Raw genomic sequence first — 17316 nt, forward strand, 5'->3', positions numbered from 1 at the left:
ATGAAAATGGGTCTTGTTATATCAAACCTCATCAAACCACATCAAAAGGAAAAGCCCGGAAAACCTTGATTTTCCGGGCTTTTTGAAGCGTTTTGATAAAGTTTAGCGCTTGCTGAACTGGGGAGCGCGACGGGCAGCCTTGAGGCCGTACTTCTTGCGCTCCTTCATGCGAGGATCGCGGGTGAGGAAGCCGGCGCTCTTGAGGGCGGCGCGGAACTCGGGATCCACGTTCAGCAGGGCGCGGGCCACACCGTGACGGATGGCGCCGGCCTGGCCGGTGACGCCGCCGCCGGTGACGGTGGCAACGATGTCCACCTTGCCCAGGGTGTCAGTGGTGACCAGGGGCTGACGGACCAGCAGCTTCAGGGTCTCCAGGCCGAAGTACTCGTCGATGTCGCGACCGTTGATGGTGATGGAGCCGGTGCCGTTGGGGAACAGATGAACACGGGCCACGGAGGACTTGCGGCGGCCGGTGCCGTAAACATAAGGCTTCTTGCTCTTATACATGTCTTCTTTACCTCCTGCTTAGTTGAAAGCCCAGGGCTCGGGCTTCTGAGCGGTCTGCTGGTGCTCCGCGCCGCGGTAGATGTGCAGGCGGGTCAGAGAGTCCTTGGTCACGATGTTGCGGGGCATCATGCCGCGGACAGCCAGCTTCATGGCCAGCTCGGGCTTGTCCTGCATCAGCAGGCGGTACTTGGTCTCCTTCAGGCCGCCGGGGTAGCCGGAGTGGGTGCGATAGTACTTCTGCTCCAGCTTCTTGCCGGTGAGAACGGCCTTCTCGGCGTTGATGATGACCACGAAATCGCCGCAGTCGGCATGGGGAGTGTACTCGGGCTTGTGCTTGCCCCGCAGCAGGGTGGCGGCGGCAGCGGCGGTCTTGCCCAGGGGCTTGCCGGCCGCATCGAGGATATACCACTTGCGGACGATATTGCCCTTGTTAGCCATAAAAGTGGACATGGTGAAACCTCCAATTGCTTTTCAAAATCTATGCTGAATTTTGGCTTTACAGAACAGGTGCCCCGCGTGTAGAATAGAACCTACGGGCGGAGCATGTTGCATTATATTACACCGTTTCAGCGGTGTCAAGGCGTTTTTGCAACATTTTTATTTATAAAGTAAAAAGCTCTTGAATTCGCCTGAAAGCTCGCTCAATCTCTTGAATACTCCATTTCGATTTTCAAATTAAAACGCGTGAAAAGTTTGTGTTTGGATGGGGAGGCGTCCCATGGACAAGATATTATCCTATGTCCGCCGCTGCGTGGAGGACTATGACATGATACACAGCGGCGACCGCTTGGCGGTGGGGGTGTCGGGAGGAAAGGACTCCCTGGTGCTGCTGGCCGCCCTGGCAAAGCTGCGGGAGTTCTATCCCCAGCCCTTCACGGTGGAGGCCATCACTCTGGATATGGGCACCGGCATGGATTTTGCCCCGGTGGAGGCCTATTGCCGGAAGATCGGTGTGCCCTATACCGTGATAGGCACCGAGATCGCCCACATTATCTTCGACGTCCGCAAGGAGAAGAATCCCTGCTCCATGTGCGCCAAGATGCGGCGGGGTGCGCTGCACAACGCCATGCTGGAGCGGGATATCCACAAGATCGCCCTGGGGCACCATTTTGACGACGCGGTGGAGACCTTCTTCCTCTCCCTTTTCTATGAGGGGCGGCTCTCCTGCTTCCAGCCGGTGACCTTTCTGGACCGGACCGGAGTGACTCAGATCCGGCCCCTCCTCTACTGCGGGGAGGGCCACATCCGCAACGTGGCGGAGCGGGAGGAACTGCCGGTGCTGCACAATCCCTGCCCCGCCGACGGGTATACCCGCCGGCAGGAGGTCAAGGAGCTGGTGGCCGAGCTGGGCAAGCGGTACCCACAGCTCAAGACCCGGGTGTTCGGGGCCATGCAGCGCCTGCCGCTGCCCGAGTGGGGCCCGGTAGAGCGGCGCCGGATGCCGCCGCTGGAGGAGGATGAGGCATGATACGTATGATCCATGGGGCGGACTTCCATCTGGACGCCCCCTTCCGCGCCCTGCCGCCGGAGCACGCCGCCCGGCGCCGGGCCGAGCAGCGGGAGCTGCTTTTCCGCCTGGCCGATCTGGCTAACCGGCAGGAGGCCGACCTGGTGCTCCTGTCCGGCGACCTGTTTGACGGGGCGGAGGTATATAAGGAGACGCTGGAGGCCCTGGAGCAGGCCCTGGGCCGCATCCGGGGCCGGGTGTTCATCGCCCCGGGCAACCACGACTTCTGGTCCGAGCGCTCTCCCTACGCCGGGAGCGGCTGGCCGCAGAACGTACATATCTTCCGGGGCGCTGACCCGGAGGCGGTGGAAGTGCCGGAGCTTTCCTGTGTGGTCCACGGAGGGGCGTTTACCGCTCCCTTCCGGGAGGACCGGGTGCTGGAGGGCTTTTCCGCCCCGGCGGACGGGAAGATCCACATCGGTGTGTTCCACGGCGAGACGGCGGCCGAGAGCCGGTACGGCCCCATCCCGGAGGAGGATATCCGCGCCAGCGGCCTGGACTACCTGGCCCTTGGCCACATCCACGCCCTGACCGGTCCGGAACGGGCGGGGAGCACCGTATGGGCCTATCCCGGCTGCCCCGAGGGCCGGGGCTTTGACGAGCTGGGGGACAAGGGTGTGCTGTGCGGCACAGTGGACCGGGGGAGCGCGGAGCTGACCTTCGTGCCCCTGTGCGGCAGGCGGTATCTGATCCGGGAGGTGGACGTCACCGGGCAGGACCCGGCAGATGCACTGGCCCGGGCCCTGCCGGAGGGGGAGAGCGGCGACCTGTGCCGCATCCTGCTCACCGGGGAACGGGGGATGGAGCCTCTGGACCTGAAGGCTTTGGAGGCCATGGCCGCCCCCCGCTATTACAGCGTGTCGGTGCGGGATGAGACCCGTGTGCGGCGGGACCTGTGGGACCGGGCGGAGGAGGACACCCTGACCGGCCTGTTCCTGCGGGAGATGCGCCGCCGCCTGGAGGAAGCCGCCGATGACGAGGCCCGCGCGGCGGTGGAGCTGGCCGTCCGCTTTGGGCTGGCGGCGCTGGAGAATCGGGAGGACCCGCGATGAAGATCAAAAAGATGACGGCTACCTTCGGTAAGCTCCACAATGAGACTCTGGAGCTGGGGGAGGGGCTCAATATTATCCAGGCCCCCAACGAGGGGGGCAAATCCACGTGGTCGGCCTTCCTGCGGGCCATGTTCTACGGCATTCCCACCAAAGAGCGGGATAAGCAGGGCTTCATCGCGGAGAAGAACCGCTACCAGCCCTGGAGCGGCGCGGCCATGGAGGGCCGGATGGAGCTGGAGTGGCAGGGGCGGGAGATCGTCCTCCGCCGCAGCCAGAACCGGACGGTGCCCTTTGGAAAATTCGAGGCGGTGGACGCCCTCACCGGGGAACCCGTCCCGGCGCTCACCGGAGAGAACGCGGGCGAGGTGCTGCTGGGCGCCCCCCGGGAGGTCTTTGAGCGCTCCACCTTCGTGGGACAGGGGGCCGCGGCGGTGGACGGCGCCCCGGCGCTGGAAAAGCGGATCTCCGCGCTGGTCTCCTCCGGAGAAGAGGACGTATCCAGCTCCCAGGTGGAGCGACGTCTGCGGGAGTGGCTCAACCGCCGCAGACACAATAAGACCGGCCTCATCCCCAGGCTGGAGGAGGAAATCGAAGCGTTAAACAGCGACCTGGCCCGGCAGGAGCGGGCCCATCGCAGCGCCGAGGAGAGCGCCCGGGCCCTGGAGGAGCTGGGACGGGAGCAGGCCCTCCTCAGGCAGGAGCTGGACGCCCACCGGTATGCCGCCGAGGAGAGCCGCCGGGCGGCCTGGGAGCAGGCTCAGGGCGAACTGGCCCAGGCCAGAGCCCAGGAGGAGGCCATCCGCGCCGAACTGGGCCGCCACGGCGAGACACCCGACCGGGAGACCCTGCGCCGTGCCCAGGAGGAGCTGAGCGATATCCGTGCCCTGGACCGGGACGTGCGGGAGGCTGAGGAGCGGCGGGAGGCCGCCAGGGCCCAGGCTTCCCAGGCTGCTGAGGCTGCTGTGGACTCCTGTTTTTCCGATATGGAACCCGAGGAGGCCCGCAGAAGTGCGGAGCAGGCTGTGGAGGAACTCAGGCAGAAGCAGGCCCTGCGGGAAAAGCTGCCTGCCGGCACTCTGATCCCCGGCGGGGCGCTTTTGGCGGCCGGACTTGCACTGATGATCGCCGGCGCAGTGCTGCTGCCGGAGTACCGGGCGGTGTGCGCGGCGGCGGGCGGCGCTCTTGTTGTGGCTGCCGTGACCGTCACGGCGCTGCGGGAGCGCGTCCGGAGGAAGCGGCTGGATGAGGAGCGCCGAAGCATTCTCAGCCGCTATGGCGCCGCCGGACCGGAGGACATCCTGCGCCGGGCGGAGGAGTACGCCGCCCGGTGGGACCGGGCGGCTGAGGCCAGGGAAAAGCTGGCCCGGGCCGAGGACGAGCAGGCCAAGTTCATCGCCGAGCGGGAGCGGCGGAAGGGCCGTGTCCTGGCCCAGGTGCGCAGCTTTGCCCCCGATGTCCGGGACGGGGCCACGGTGTCGGCCGCCCTGTCCAGAGCACTGCTGTTCCGGGAGAAGCTGGAGCAGGCGGTCATCCGGCGGGAGGGAGCGGAAAAACTGGCCAGCCGGCTGCCCCGGCCCCAGGAGCGGGGCGAGGCGCCCCGGGTCACCCCCCGGTACGACGCGGCTTATACCGCTGCCCGCCTGTCCGCCGTGGAGGGGGAGATCACCCGCCTTGCCAGCGTACAGGCCATGGCCCGGGGAGAACTGAAGACCCTGGGGGACCCGGCTCAGGCCCGGGAGCGCCGGGAGGAAGCCCGGGAGGAGCTGGAGGAGCGGCGGCGGGAGTACGACGCCATTTCTCTGGCGCTGGAAGGACTGGACCGGGCCAACCGGGCGCTGCAGGAGCGGTTTGCCCCCGGCCTGAACCGGCGGGCGGGAGAGCTGATGGAGCGGCTCACCGGCGGAAAATACGACAAGGTCACCCTGACCAGGGAGTTTGAGGCCCTGGCCGAGGAGAAGGGGGCCATGCTGCCCCGGCGGGTGCTCACCCTGTCCCAGGGCACTGCCGACCAGCTCTATCTGGCGGTGCGGCTGGCCATCTGCGAGCTGGCCATGCCCGGTGCGGAGCCGGCCCCTCTGGTGCTGGACGACGCCCTGGCCAATTTTGACGACCGGCGGATGGCCCTGGCTCTGGATACCCTGCGGGAGCTGGCGCAGCGGCGGCAGATCCTGCTCTTCACCTGCCATGGCCGGGAGGGCGAATATCTGTCGGAGGACACCTCGGTCCGGCAGGTCCTGCTGGATGGATAAGGCGGAGAGGAGGACCGGCATGGAGGAAGCAAAAGCACCGGAGCAGGAGGAAAAGCTGGGGGACGGGGAGGCGCTGAAGCTGGACCTGTACTTCTGGCTCCAGGCGCTGGTGATGGCCCTGGTGCTGCTCATCCTTACCTTCTCCCTGGTGGGGAGAGTGGTGGGGGTGGAGGGCAGCTCCATGGTCCCCACCCTGCGGGACGGGGACATGCTGCTCCTTCAAAGCCTGGGGTATACCCCCAAACAGGGGGATGTGGTGGTGCTGACCAAGCCCTTCGGCAGGGTAACGGGGCCCATCGTCAAGCGGGTCATCGCCATAGAGGGACAGACAGTGGATATTGACTACGACGCCGGCACCGTGACGGTGGACGGCACGGTACTGGACGAGCCCTACCTCAACGAGCCTATGGAGCGGCCTGCCGATCCCAATGAGTCCATCACTTCGGTGACTGTGCCTGAGGGGCATATCTTTGTCATGGGGGACAACCGCAACCACTCCTCCGACAGCCGGGATGAACGGCTGGGCGTGGTGGACCGGCGGTGTGTGCTGGGCCGGGCGCTGCTGGTGCTGCTGCCCGCCCGGGACTTCGGCCCTGTTTCATAGCGATAAGTGCGAAAAAGCCCTGATGGGATATCCCATCAGGGCTTTTTGATCCATGCAGCGGGATTTTTATTCGGCCGCCTCCACCGCGGCGGCAATGGACTTATCGCCGGCCTCTTTTACGTGTTTGGCCACCTCCGCCTGGTTCTTGGGGCTGCGGACCAGGATGCCGGCACCCTGGACACAGCCGCCTTCGCAGGCCATACCTTCAATGAGGTTCACATCGCCGATGCCCTTGGACATCTTGAACAGAGCGGCCTTGCAGGCGTCGATGCCGCTGCAGGCGGCGGCGTTGAGCTGAAAATCCTCCGGCTTGACGCCCAGCTCCTTCAGGGCCTGGGCCACGGCGGCGGCCACGCCGCCGCTGCTGGCAAAGGCGCGGCCATAGCCGCTGGCCTCGTCCAGCGGGGCCTCCTCCAGGGTGGTGATGTCGATGCCCCTGGATTCCAGCAGGGGATAGAGCTCCTCAAAGGTGAGAACGCAGTCGATGGCGCCCATGGTCTTGCCCAGCTGGAACTCCTTCTTCTTGGCCACGCAGGGCCCGATGAAGATGACCTTGGCCTTGGGGTCCTGCTGTTTGATGTGCCTGCCAATCATCACCATGGGAGAAGGAGTGTGGGAGACGCGGTCGGCGATCTGGGGGAAATTCTTTTCCACATAGTCCACGAAAGCGGGGCAGCAGGAGGTGGTGAGGACCTTCTTCTCCAGCAGCTCGCCGGCCTCGGCCTGGGCGGTCATGTCGGCGCCCAGGGCCACCTCCCGCACGGCGTGGAAGCCCACCTGCCTGAGTCCGGTGACCAGCTGGCCCAGAGTGGCGGGAGCGATCTGGCCCATGATGGCAGGAGCCAGGACGGCGTAGACGTGGTAGCCCCATTTCTGGGCGCCGCGCAGAGTCTCAATGGCATCCACGATATAGGACTTATCCATGATGGCGCCGAAGGGACACTGGTAAGTACAGGTGCCGCAGGAGATGCACTTGCTGTAGTCGATACTGGCCTTCCTGTCCTCGCCCATGGAGATGGCGCCCACCTTGCAGCCCCGCTCACAGGGCCGCAGGTTCTTGATGATGGCGCCGTAGGGGCAGGCGTTGAGGCACTTGCCGCACAGAATGCACTTGGAATGGTCGATCTCAGCCCGGTGGTTCACCACGTGGATGGCGTCCTTGGGACAGGTGTGGACGCAGCGGGTGGCGATGCAGCCGCGGCAGGCGGGGCCCACCGTCATCTGGGTGACAGGGCATTCGTCGCAGGCCACGCTCATGACCTCCACCACGCAGGGATTGGTGTGGTCGCCGCCCATGGCCATCTTGACCCGGCTGGAGACCACAGCCCGCTCCTTGTAGATACAGCAGCGCATGGTGGCCTTGGGACCGGGAATGATCTTCTCAGGGATATCCAGGATGCCGGCGGCCAGACGGTCCTCCCAGGCCAGAGCGGCCACCTCCCGCAGAACGCTGTCCTTGAGCTGCTGTACGTTAGTTTCAAAAACCCGCATAGCGAAACCTCTCTCTCAATTTGAAATGGAAGATCGTTATTTCTTTAACAAGGATATTCTACCTTATACACTACGGGCATGTCAATGGATATAACGCCTGATTTACAACAAAATGAGGGGTAAAGCACCAGTAAACCTGAGAGTATTCATATGAATTTGAAACAAAATATGTACTTTTGCGTCTAAAACGGATAGTTTACATTTTAAGCAGAAGATGGATGTAGCTCAGCTGCCGCTCAATCAGGGTCTGGTTATCCAGGGCGTGGCCATACTGGATCTTCTGTGTCAGCAGCTCCTTGAAACAGTAGAGAATGATCTCGTTGATGTAGGCCCGCTCCTCAGCGGTATAGTTTCCTTTGGCCAGAACGGGACGCAGCGCGCCCCAGTTCCGCTCCACCAGGGAGCCGCAGGTCAGCATCTCCAGCACGCTGTCGTCCAGTTCGCCCAGCTCCTCGGGAAAGACTTCATAGTATTCCTGAATGATCTCGGTGAGCTCGCCGCTGTACTTTCCGTAAAAAAGGTTATAATAGGCGTGAGGATGACGGAAGGCGGAGGCACAGAAAAAGCGCCACATGAACAGGAAACGCTGAAAGTCATCGGTCTCGTCGGCCAGATAGCGGGCCAGATTCCGGTTATAATCCTCAAAGTACTTCATGGAGGCATATACCACCAGGTGGTCCAGGTCTTTAAAGTAGTTATAGAGCGTGGCACTGTTGTAGCCCGCTTTCTTGGCCACGCGGCGGAGCGTCAGAGCTTCCATTCCCTCGTTTTCCATAATTTCACTGGCGGCGTTGATAAAGCAGGCAAAGATCTGGTTGCGCTGCTCGGCACGGTAAGGGGGCCTGGACATAGCGATTCCTCCTCTGAAAATCCATGGTTGGCGGACAATGATGCGGCAGAGCGCACATTATGCAGCACGAACAAAAATTGAACTAATAAGTCTATAAAAGAGCTCCAAAATATTTTCAAACTCATTATACCTTCCCAATCAAATATAATCAAGATGATTATTCATTTTTCTTTTTAATAACCGTGATTTGAGGCTTGTTTTTCCAGCTTCTGACTCAAAAATCCTCTTGACTTTCCGACGAAAGCATTATAGAATCACCACGAAAGATAGAGCGTTTCAATAAAGGCGTGTGGCGGGGGAAAATTCTTTTCAGGCAATTTGACTGCTTTTATAAAGAATGTCATGTCCGCCTCCCACATACCTGCCCGCGGCATGAGATAAGAAGAAATTTGATAGGAGGTACGAATCAAAATGGACAAGATCTATGACGTAATCATCCTGGGCGCCGGCCCTGCCGGCCTGGCCGCCGGCCTGTACGCCGGCCGCAGCCGTCTGAGCACCCTCATCATCGAAAAGGGCAAGGATGGCGGCCAGATCGCCATCACCGACGAGATCGAGAACTACCCCGGCCAGCAGGTGGAGGGCGAGAGCGGCCCCAGCCTCATCGCCCGTATGACCGAGCAGGCCAAGAAGTTCGGCGCTGAGCGCGCCAGCGACACCATCATCAGCGTGGAGCTGGACGGCGACGTGAAGGTCCTCAAGAGCGCCAAGAACGAGTACAAGGCCAAGGCCGTCATCGTGGCCACCGGCGCCTTCCCCAAGCCCATCGGCTGTGAGAACGAGGCCAAGTTCATGGGCAAGGGCATCTCCTTCTGCGCCACCTGCGACGCCTCCTTCTTCGAGGATTTCGAGGTCTATGTGGTGGGCGGCGGCGACTCCGCCGTGGAAGAGGCCATGTACCTGACCAAGTTCGCCCGCAAGGTCACCATCATCCACCGCCGCGACGAGCTGCGCGCCGCCAAGAGCATCCAGGAGAAGGCCTTTGCCAATCCCAAGCTGCACTTCATGTGGGACACCGTGGTCACCAAGGTGGACAGTGATGACGAGCTGCTCAACAAGATGACCGTGAAGAACGTCAAGACCGGTGAGGAGACCGTCATTGAGGCCGATCCCGACGACGGCCTGTTCGGTCTGTTTGGCTTCATCGGCTACAACCCCAACTCCAAGCTGTTTGAGGGCATGCTGGACATGGAGCGCGGCTATATCAAGACCGACGCCGACATGCACACCAATATCCCCGGCGTCTTTGCCGCCGGCGATATCCGTGTCAAGAGCCTGCGCCAGGTGGTCACCGCCGCCGCTGACGGCGCCATCGCCGCCATGCAGGCTGAGAAGTATATCAACGAGTAAGAACGTCCTGCCGCTTTATTGAATTTTTGAATAAAAGGCGACAATTATATTGAAAGGGGAACACAATCATGTTAGAATTAACCAAGGAAACCTTTGAGGCTGAAGTGCTGAAGGCTGAGGGCAAGGTCCTCGTTGACTTCTACGGCGACGGCTGCGTGCCCTGCCAGGCGCTGATGCCCCACGTCCATGCTCTGGCCGATCAGTACGGCGACAAGATCAAGTTCTGCGCCCTGAACACCACCAAGGCCCGCCGCCTGGCCATCGCTCAGAAGGTCCTGGGCCTGCCCGTGATCGCCATCTACGAGAACGGCGTTCAGATCGCCTCCTGCGTGAAGGACGACGCCACTCCCGAGGCCGTCAAGGCCATGGTGGAAGCCAACATCTAAACTGAATAAGGTTTCCCACACCGCTTGTTAGTAAACGGAACCACCGTTCTACTATATAAATCTTAAAAGGAAGGAGAGAAACACCATGGGAATGCTGGAAGGCAAGAAGGCCATCATCATCGGCGACCGTGACGGTATCCCCGGTCCTGCTATCGCTGAGTGCGTGAAGACCGCTGGTGCTGAAGTTGTGTTCAGCTCCACCGAGTGCTTTGTGTGAACCAGCGCTGGTGCAATGGATCTGGAGAACCAGAAGCGGGTCAAGGACTTTGCTGAGGAATTCGGCCCTGAGAACGTGATCGTTATTCTGGGCGCTTCCGAGGCGGAGGCCTCCGGTTTGGCGGCTGAGACCGTCACCGCAGGTGACCCCACTTTCGCCGGTCCGTTGACTGGAGTCTCGTTGGGACTCAAGGTTTATCATGTGTGCGAGCCCGAGATCAAGAATGAAGTTGATCCCGCCGTATACGACGAGCAGGTCAGCATGATGGAAATGGTGCTGGACGTGGACGAGATCATCGGTGAGATGACCTCTATCCGTGAGCAGTACTGCAAGTACTAATTGCGATGCTTAACACAAAAGTGGTGGCTGGGACGCGGCGCGTTCCGTCACCACTTTTGTGGACTTTTCCCCATCTCCCAGAGGTCCTCTTATTCCAAAACATTATTGAAACAAGCGAAACCGTGCAAACGGAAATATAGAAGAAAACGATAACCAATGAATGGAAAGGCGGTTATTTAGAATGAACAGTGTTGTCAAGGGTACCGGCTACATCCTGGTGCACACTCCCGACATGGTCATCCACAATGGCTCCACCCAGACCACCGAGCGGGTGGTCAACCCCGACAGCGAGTACCTCAAGGAACTGCCCAGCCACCTGCGCAGCTACCAGGACGTGCTGGCTTACTGGCCCAACCAGACCTATATCGGCAACAAGACTCCCGCCCAGCTGGCGGAGCAGGGTTCCACCTGGGTGGACCTGAAGTGCGACGTCACCGACCGTTACGGCAAGTACGGCGAGATCATGCCCCAGGCCGAGTTCCTGCTGCTGATGCAGATCTGCGACTGCTTCGACGTGGTCAAGCTGGAGAAGTCCTTCGTGGCCGAGCACAAGCAGGCCGTGGTGGATCATCCCCTGTTTGACGCTGAGATGACCGGCCGCATCGTGGATGGTGTGGAGTTCTCCGAGATCGAGCATCTGGTGAACGAGGAGCACGCCGAGGGCCTCTATCACAACGACAAGCTGGTGGGCTGCGTCAAGCGCGCCCACGACATTGACGTGAACCTGTCCGCCCACGTGATGCACGAGAACCTGGTGTCCAAGTCCTCCAGCGTCCTGGCCCTGCTGCACGCCGTGAAGAACGCCGGCATCGACAAGGGCGAGGTCGAGTACGTCATCGACTGCTGCGAGGAGGCCTGCGGCGACGTGAACCAGCGCGGCGGCGGCAACTTCGCCAAGGCGGCCGCTGAGATCGCCGGCCTGGCCAACGCCACCGGCTCCGACACCCGCGGCTTCTGCGCCGGCCCCGCCCACGCCATCGTGGAGGCCGCCTCCCTGGTGTCCGCCGGCACCTACAAGACCGTCGTCGTCACCGCCGGCGGCTGCACCGCCAAGCTGGGCATGAACGGCAAGGACCACGTGAAGAAGGGCCTGCCCGCTCTGGAGGATCTGCTGGGCGGCTTCGCCGTGGTCATCAGCCAGAACGACGGCGTCAACCCCGAGATCGACCTGTCCATCCTGGGCCGCCACACCGTGGGCACCGGCTCCGCTCCTCAGGCCGTTATCGGCTCCCTGGTGGCCGATCCTCTGGCCCGCGCCGGTCTGAAGATCACCGACATCGACAAGTACTCTCCCGAGATGCAGAACCCCGACATCACCAAGCCCGCCGGCGCCGGTGACGTGCCCCTGGCCAACTACAAGATGATCGCCGCCATGGCCGTCAAGAACGGCGACCTGGACAAGAAGGCCATGCCCGAGTTCCTGACCAAGCACGGTCTGGTGGGCTGGGCTCCCACTCAGGGCCACATCCCCTCCGGCGTGCCCTTCATCGGCCCTGCCCGTGACGAGATGCTCGCCGGTGAGCTGAACACCGCCATGATCATCGGCAAGGGCTCCCTGTTCCTGGGCCGCATGACCAACCTGTTTGACGGCGTGTCCTTCGTCATCCGCAAGAACAGCGGCGAAGTGGACGAGGGCGGCGTCTCCACCGAGAAGGTCAAGAAGCTCATTGCCGAGTCCTTCCGTCAGTTCGCCGCCACCCTGGCCGCGGACGGCGAGTAAGGAGGGGGACACAATGGCTGACAAGACCAAGAAGCTGATTGCCGATACCTTCCTGGCCATCGCTGAGGGCCTGGAGACCGGCACGTTCGGCGCCAAGCCCAAGATCGCCGTCACCGCCATGGGCAGTGAGCACGGCGAGGAGACCGTGATGGAGGGCGCCGTCAAGGCTGCCCGCGCCGGCGCCGACGTGTATTTCATCGGCACCATCACCCATCCCGAGGTTACCACCGTGGCCGTGGCCGACGAGGACGAGGCCCACAAGAAGATGGAAGAGCTGCTGGAGACCGGCGCTGTGGACGGCGCTGTCACCATGCACTATCCGTTCCCCATCGGCGTGTCCACCGTGGGCCGCGCCGTCACCCCCGGCAAGGGCCATGAGATGTTCATCGCCAACACCACCGGCACCTCCTCCACCGACCGGATCGAGGGCATGATCAAGAATGCCATCTACGGCATCATCGCCGCCAAGGCCTGCGGCGTGGCCGACCCCACCGTGGGTATCCTGAACGTGGACGGCGCCCGCCAGACCGAGGGCGCGCTCAAGACCCTGAAGGAGAACGGCTATCCCATCACCTTCGCCGAGTCCGCCCGTGCCGACGGCGGCTGCGTCATGCGCGGCAACGACGTGCTTATGGGCTCCGCCGACGTGATGGTCACCGACTCCCTCACCGGCAACATCCTGTCCAAGATGCTTTCCTCCGCCTGCACCGGCGGCAGCTATGAGGCCGTCGGCTACGGCTACGGCCCCGGCATCGGCAAGGGCTATGACCGCCTGGTCATGATCATTTCCCGTGCCTCCGGCGCCCCCGTCATCGCCGGCGCCATCAACTATGCCGCCCAGCTGGTCCGCGGCAAGGTCTTTGAGGTGGCCGCCGCCGAGTTCGCCGCCGCCGAGAAGGCCGGCCTGGAGAAGCTGCTCTCCGAGCGCAAGGCCGCTGCCAACAAGGCCGCCGCCCCTGCCGAGGACGTGGTGGCTCCTCCCAAGGAGATCGTCACCGCCCAGATCCCCGGCATCGAGGTCATGGACCTGGAGGACGCCGTCAAGGCCCTCTGGAAGGAGAAAATCTACGCCGAGGACGGCATGGGCTGCACCGGCCCCATCGTCCGCGTGTCCGAGGACAACAAGGCCCGCGCCCTGGAGATCCTCAAGGCCGGCGGATTCGTGTCCTGATCAAAACGTCATATGAAGTAAGAAGGCCCGCAGGCGATCGCCTGCGGGCCTTTTTTGTCTGCCGCCTCCCCTCCCCGGACTGCCGGAGAGGGGAGGCGGTGCTGTGTTGACTGTTTTTGTGCAAATGGTATAATAAAGAAAAGAATAAAGACCATTTATGGGGGGCAACCAGCGGTTGCCCCCCATGGAAACAGCCTGCGGCATGGGATGCAACCGCGGATTGACACCATGTAAACCGGATGTGGTTTACTTTTGGCCGGCCCCGATATAGATTAGGAGTGAATAGAATATGAAGCTGGAGAAAAAGCTGACCTGCCTGCGGCAGAAAAAGGGCCTGTCCCAGATGGAACTGGCGGAGACGCTGGATGTCTCCCGCCAGGCCGTCTCCAAATGGGAGATGGGAGAGACCAGGCCCACCACCGAAAACCTGAAACGGCTCAGCCAGCTGTACGGCGTCCCCATGGACACCCTGCTGGACGATGGGCGTTCGCTGGAGGACTGGTGGGCGGAACAACGGAAGGACCCGGCGGAGAGGAACGGAAAGCCCTTCCATAAAAAGCGCTGGGCCGCCGCCATAGCGGTCATAGCCGCGGTGCTTGTTGTGGGCATTTTGATCGGGATGCTGATCGGCAGTATTTTCGGGACTGGAAGAGGCGACCCGGGAGAGTTTCAAATAGAAGATCTCCCGATAGAAAAAATAGTGCCCGAAGATGAAGAAGAATTTCCTATGTACTGGAGAGAAGATTAAACCAAAGAAGTAAACGCTGATTTGCTGATGAAGGCAAAGTGGCGAAAACATATTTGACGTTTGGAAGAGCGTATAAATGTACTTTGCCGGAAAGGAATTAGAACGGTATGTAGTCAGTTGATTAACGTTTACTTAAAATGCAAAGGAAGGAGGTGAGGTTGATGCGCGTTAAAAGAACGACCTGTGCAGTGCTGCTTGGCATGGTTTTATTAAATGGACTCTGCGGGGGCGCACAGGCTGCTGAGGCGCTAGAAGCCGACCAAGGTTGGGCCGAGATTGTCATAGTGGAACGGGCAACAAATGAGTTCAATATGACAATTTCCGCAAAGAAAGTAGGGACTGGTTCTATTACGCTTCCGCTGAAAGCGGGGGATATTGTTACGGTGAATGCGGCCTATTCACCAAGTACTGCAAGTGTCGATGTCGGGTTGATAGACTCTGACGGAATGTTTCATTATGTAAATATAACCGGAGGTGTCATCGATGTATCGATACAGGTCAAGGAAGCTGGAAACTATAGGTTAGGGATTCGTAACAATTCTGGCTACTCCATTAAGGCAACCGGGTATGTGGACTATTAAAACCAACGTGAAAAAGAAAGGGAGAGTAAAGATGAAAATGAAGAAAATTGCAAGCCTGATTTTGGCTGGGTGTATGATGATGGCCGCCTCTGTCCCGGCCTTTGCGGCGCAGGAGCTGAAAGAGGTCCATATTATGACGGTGCAGGAGAGAGCGGCAATTGTGCCCCTCTCCACCGTTACCGGCCGTGTTCTGCTCCCCAAGACCGTTGCCGGCAAGACCGGTAATCCCTGCGCCCAGTTTGTGGCGGATGCTTCCCACGTGTCCTTCACCATCACCACCGCCGCCACCGCCAGTACGTATAACGTCCAGCTCTATCAGGGCACAATCGCTGACGGGGGCTCGCTGGTATCCAGCTATAACACGCTGGACGTGGGCGTCGGCGTTTCGATCTCCGATCTGGAGATCGGTCAGAGCTACTATTTCGTGGTGAGTTCCCTGGACGCCCCGGCCAAGGGCTCCAACGCTACTTATGAACGGATCACGTTCTAAAAAAACAGCGGGATGAGTTCTCTCTATTTTCTATATCAAGAGAGAGGGCGGCTGTGTGAGGGCGGACTCCTGCACAGTCAACGTTTCTCCCTACGAGTATTAAGATATACCGGCAATAAAGCACGGAACCCCCGGGGGCTGTCCCCCGGGGGCGTTCGTGCAGAATATAAAAAACGGGAAAAGGAGCGATGAGACATGAAACAGAGCATGAAGAAACTCACGGCCTGCTGTCTGGCGGCGGCCATGGTTCTGCCGCTGTGGGGCGGGGCCCGGGCGGCGGAGAAGCAGACGGTCCACGGTGCGTTGTGGAACCACTATACCCGGGTGGAGGACGTGTACGGGGCGTTTTTTGACGGCAATGGCAAGGAGCGCATCCCCATCGCCTGGAACAACACCATGTATATCCCTCTGCGGACGGTAGGCGCATGGCTGGGCGGCGACGTGGAGTGGGACCAGGCGGCCATGACGGTCCACCTGACCAGCGGAGTGCGGGAGGCGTCCTACCCCACCCTGGCCGACGTGGCAAAGAACCCCTCCACCGCGGAGGATCTGGCCCAGTTCCAGAAGGACTTGGAACAGGGCGTGGATGTGGAGCTGCGGCCCGACATCAAGGTGACCCTGAACGGGGAGGAGCAGCAGTTCCGGAATGCGGCGGGGGAGACCGTGTATCCCATGCTGTTCCGGGAGTGCGTCTATCTGCCCCTGCGGAACATCGGGGAGCTGAGCGGCAAGCGGGTGCTGTGGTATGCCGGTGAGGAAGAGGGCGGACAGCTCTACCTGTACGCTCCTCCCACGGCGGCGGAGATCCAGGAGGCCCGGGCGTATTTTGACCGCTGCGAGGTTCTGCTGGACGGCATGGCCGGCCAGGCGGCGGAGCTGAAAGCGGCCGTGGCGCTGAATGACGATACCCTGCGCCAGAAGATCACCGGGATCAAAATGGAGCTAGAGAAGCTGGCCGGCCTTACCCACGCGCTGATCCCCCTGAAAGAGGGAATGAGTAGCGTGCGCATGATGGCCTGGGATATCATCAACGATTGGAACGCGTCCCTCCTGCTCCCGGAGGACCAGCTGTCCGCGCCGGCGGGAGAGTACGAGGCGGGCACCTGGCAGGAGCGCCGGGACCGCTGTGTGGAGGATCTGGAGCGGGAGCTGCCCCGTATCCGGGAGCGGGTGACCGAGGGCCGGAAGCTGCTGAACGCGGTGGCGGCGCTGGAGGGATAAGGCCGCCAGCGGCAGACAGTCCGGAACAATTCCTCCGGTACTATTGAAGTATCAGGACTTGTGAACGATTAGGGCCAATGTGAGAAAGCGAGGAAGCGCGAAAATGGAAACGAAGAAGATCGCGGGTCTGATTTTGGCGGCGGCGCTGGCCACCGCCGCGATATGGCTTGCGCTTTCCCCTATAGCGGGACGGACGGTGGATGAAACCACCGGAATGACCATCCCTGAGGAAGCCATGTTTTCCGGAGCGCCTCCCGCCGAAACAGACGGGATATTCGATATATCCTTTACCTACGATGACGCGAAGCCGCCGGTCACAGCACAGGGGAGAATGTGGCAGCCCATCCGGTGGACGCTGCGCGTATTCCCAAAGGAAGGGATAACGGCCGACGGCGTCTACTGTACCCTGATCCTGAATGACTGGATATTGGAGCGAAGCTCCTCCCCCAGTCTAAAATATATGGGGATGGCAAAGGGGTACGCGGGGGACATGCCGGAGGACTCGGAGGGAATTGAGTCCGTGATGGAAAAAAGCGTTGCCTCAGAAACGCTGAACGAGCCGGGCTATGAAGAAGCCATGACCGCTCCTGTGAAGATCATGCTGGCCTATGACGGGCAGGAAAAATACTATACGGTAACGCCGGTAAAAGCGGCTGACTGAGGGCGTGCCCCGGGTTAGGCGGCCAACCTGCCCCTTTCAGGAAAAACGCTCCCCGCACACCTGAACTGCACCCCATTTGTTAGACAGTATGATATACTATCTAACAAGTGGGGTGTTTACTATGCCAAAAGGGATCCCAAACAAACGATATATGCCAGAATTTAAGAAACTG

Annotated in this window: 18 protein-coding genes; 14 read left to right on the top strand and 4 right to left on the bottom strand. The window is 61.1% G+C overall.

The window, feature by feature from the left end:
- Nucleotides 1-102: 102 nt before the first annotated feature.
- Entirely contained in the window at nt 103-507 is a 405-nt protein-coding gene (gene rpsI / locus ACTNBZ_RS05155; RefSeq protein WP_441208609.1) for a 30S ribosomal protein S9, read from the bottom strand.
- 18 nt (nt 508-525) lie between these two features.
- On the bottom strand, nt 526-957 hold the full coding sequence (gene rplM / locus ACTNBZ_RS05160; protein ID WP_441208610.1) for a 50S ribosomal protein L13: 432 nt from the start codon (nt 955-957) through the stop codon (nt 526-528).
- Nucleotides 958-1225: 268 nt separating this feature from the next.
- Between rplM and ACTNBZ_RS05165 the strand changes: the two genes are divergently transcribed.
- Genes ACTNBZ_RS05165 through lepB form a run of 4 tightly spaced genes read left to right on the top strand, consistent with a single transcriptional unit; the run spans nt 1226 to nt 5919 of the window.
- A complete protein-coding gene (locus ACTNBZ_RS05165) occupies nt 1226-1975 on the top strand; it encodes a tRNA 2-thiocytidine biosynthesis TtcA family protein (RefSeq protein ID WP_441208611.1) in 750 nt (249 codons plus the stop codon).
- Complete coding sequence (locus ACTNBZ_RS05170; protein WP_441208612.1) at nt 1972-3066, top strand: metallophosphoesterase family protein; 1095 nt, start codon at nt 1972-1974, stop codon at nt 3064-3066. The genes ACTNBZ_RS05165 and ACTNBZ_RS05170 overlap by 4 nt, the downstream gene beginning before the upstream one ends.
- Nucleotides 3063-5315: an ATP-binding protein gene (locus tag ACTNBZ_RS05175; RefSeq protein ID WP_441208613.1), complete on the top strand. Its 2253-nt coding sequence runs from the start codon at nt 3063-3065 to the stop codon at nt 5313-5315. Before ACTNBZ_RS05170 ends, ACTNBZ_RS05175 begins: the two co-directional genes overlap by 4 nt.
- 19 nt (nt 5316-5334) lie before the next feature.
- Entirely contained in the window at nt 5335-5919 is a 585-nt protein-coding gene (gene lepB / locus ACTNBZ_RS05180) for a signal peptidase I (RefSeq protein WP_441208614.1), read from the top strand.
- Nucleotides 5920-5985: 66 nt separating this feature from the next.
- On the opposite strand, the gene ACTNBZ_RS05185 is transcribed toward lepB, so the two are convergent.
- Nucleotides 5986-7410: a monomeric [FeFe] hydrogenase gene (locus ACTNBZ_RS05185; RefSeq protein WP_441208615.1), complete on the bottom strand. Its 1425-nt coding sequence runs from the start codon at nt 7408-7410 to the stop codon at nt 5986-5988.
- Nucleotides 7411-7606: 196 nt separating this feature from the next.
- Entirely contained in the window at nt 7607-8260 is a 654-nt protein-coding gene (locus ACTNBZ_RS05190; protein ID WP_441208616.1) for a TetR/AcrR family transcriptional regulator, read from the bottom strand.
- Nucleotides 8261-8671: 411 nt separating this feature from the next.
- On the opposite strand from ACTNBZ_RS05190, the gene trxB reads away from it, so the two are divergent.
- The 10 genes from trxB (at nt 8672) to ACTNBZ_RS05240 (ending at nt 17144) form a co-directional block, all read left to right on the top strand.
- On the top strand, nt 8672-9610 hold the full coding sequence (gene trxB / locus ACTNBZ_RS05195) for a thioredoxin-disulfide reductase (protein WP_441208617.1): 939 nt from the start codon (nt 8672-8674) through the stop codon (nt 9608-9610).
- 68 nt (nt 9611-9678) lie between these two features.
- Nucleotides 9679-9996: a thioredoxin TrxA gene (trxA, locus tag ACTNBZ_RS05200; RefSeq protein WP_441208618.1), complete on the top strand. Its 318-nt coding sequence runs from the start codon at nt 9679-9681 to the stop codon at nt 9994-9996.
- Between the two features lie 85 nt (nt 9997-10081).
- The gene (gene grdA, locus ACTNBZ_RS05205) at nt 10082-10552 is read left to right on the top strand and encodes a glycine/sarcosine/betaine reductase complex selenoprotein A (protein WP_441208619.1); all 471 of its coding nucleotides are present in this window, start codon (nt 10082-10084) and stop codon (nt 10550-10552) included.
- 181 nt (nt 10553-10733) lie between these two features.
- Entirely contained in the window at nt 10734-12272 is a 1539-nt protein-coding gene (grdC, locus tag ACTNBZ_RS05210; RefSeq protein WP_441208620.1) for a glycine/sarcosine/betaine reductase complex component C subunit beta, read from the top strand.
- 13 nt (nt 12273-12285) lie between these two features.
- Nucleotides 12286-13443, top strand: a complete 1158-nt coding sequence (gene grdD / locus ACTNBZ_RS05215; protein ID WP_441208621.1) for a glycine/sarcosine/betaine reductase complex component C subunit alpha — start codon at nt 12286-12288, stop codon at nt 13441-13443.
- Between the two features lie 289 nt (nt 13444-13732).
- The gene (locus ACTNBZ_RS05220) at nt 13733-14191 is read left to right on the top strand and encodes a helix-turn-helix domain-containing protein (protein ID WP_441208622.1); all 459 of its coding nucleotides are present in this window, start codon (nt 13733-13735) and stop codon (nt 14189-14191) included.
- Between the two features lie 161 nt (nt 14192-14352).
- Complete coding sequence (locus ACTNBZ_RS05225) at nt 14353-14772, top strand: hypothetical protein (protein ID WP_441208623.1); 420 nt, start codon at nt 14353-14355, stop codon at nt 14770-14772.
- Nucleotides 14773-14803: 31 nt separating this feature from the next.
- Entirely contained in the window at nt 14804-15262 is a 459-nt protein-coding gene (locus tag ACTNBZ_RS05230) for a hypothetical protein (protein ID WP_441208624.1), read from the top strand.
- A gap of 195 nt (nt 15263-15457) precedes the next feature.
- The gene (locus ACTNBZ_RS05235; protein WP_441208625.1) at nt 15458-16483 is read left to right on the top strand and encodes a hypothetical protein; all 1026 of its coding nucleotides are present in this window, start codon (nt 15458-15460) and stop codon (nt 16481-16483) included.
- 103 nt (nt 16484-16586) lie between these two features.
- On the top strand, nt 16587-17144 hold the full coding sequence (locus ACTNBZ_RS05240; protein ID WP_441208626.1) for a hypothetical protein: 558 nt from the start codon (nt 16587-16589) through the stop codon (nt 17142-17144).
- Nucleotides 17145-17316: the final 172 nt, after the last annotated feature.

This window comes from Pseudoflavonifractor sp. HCP28S3_F10 (assembly GCF_052065415.1).
Taxonomy (GTDB): domain Bacteria; phylum Bacillota; class Clostridia; order Oscillospirales; family Oscillospiraceae; genus Pseudoflavonifractor_A.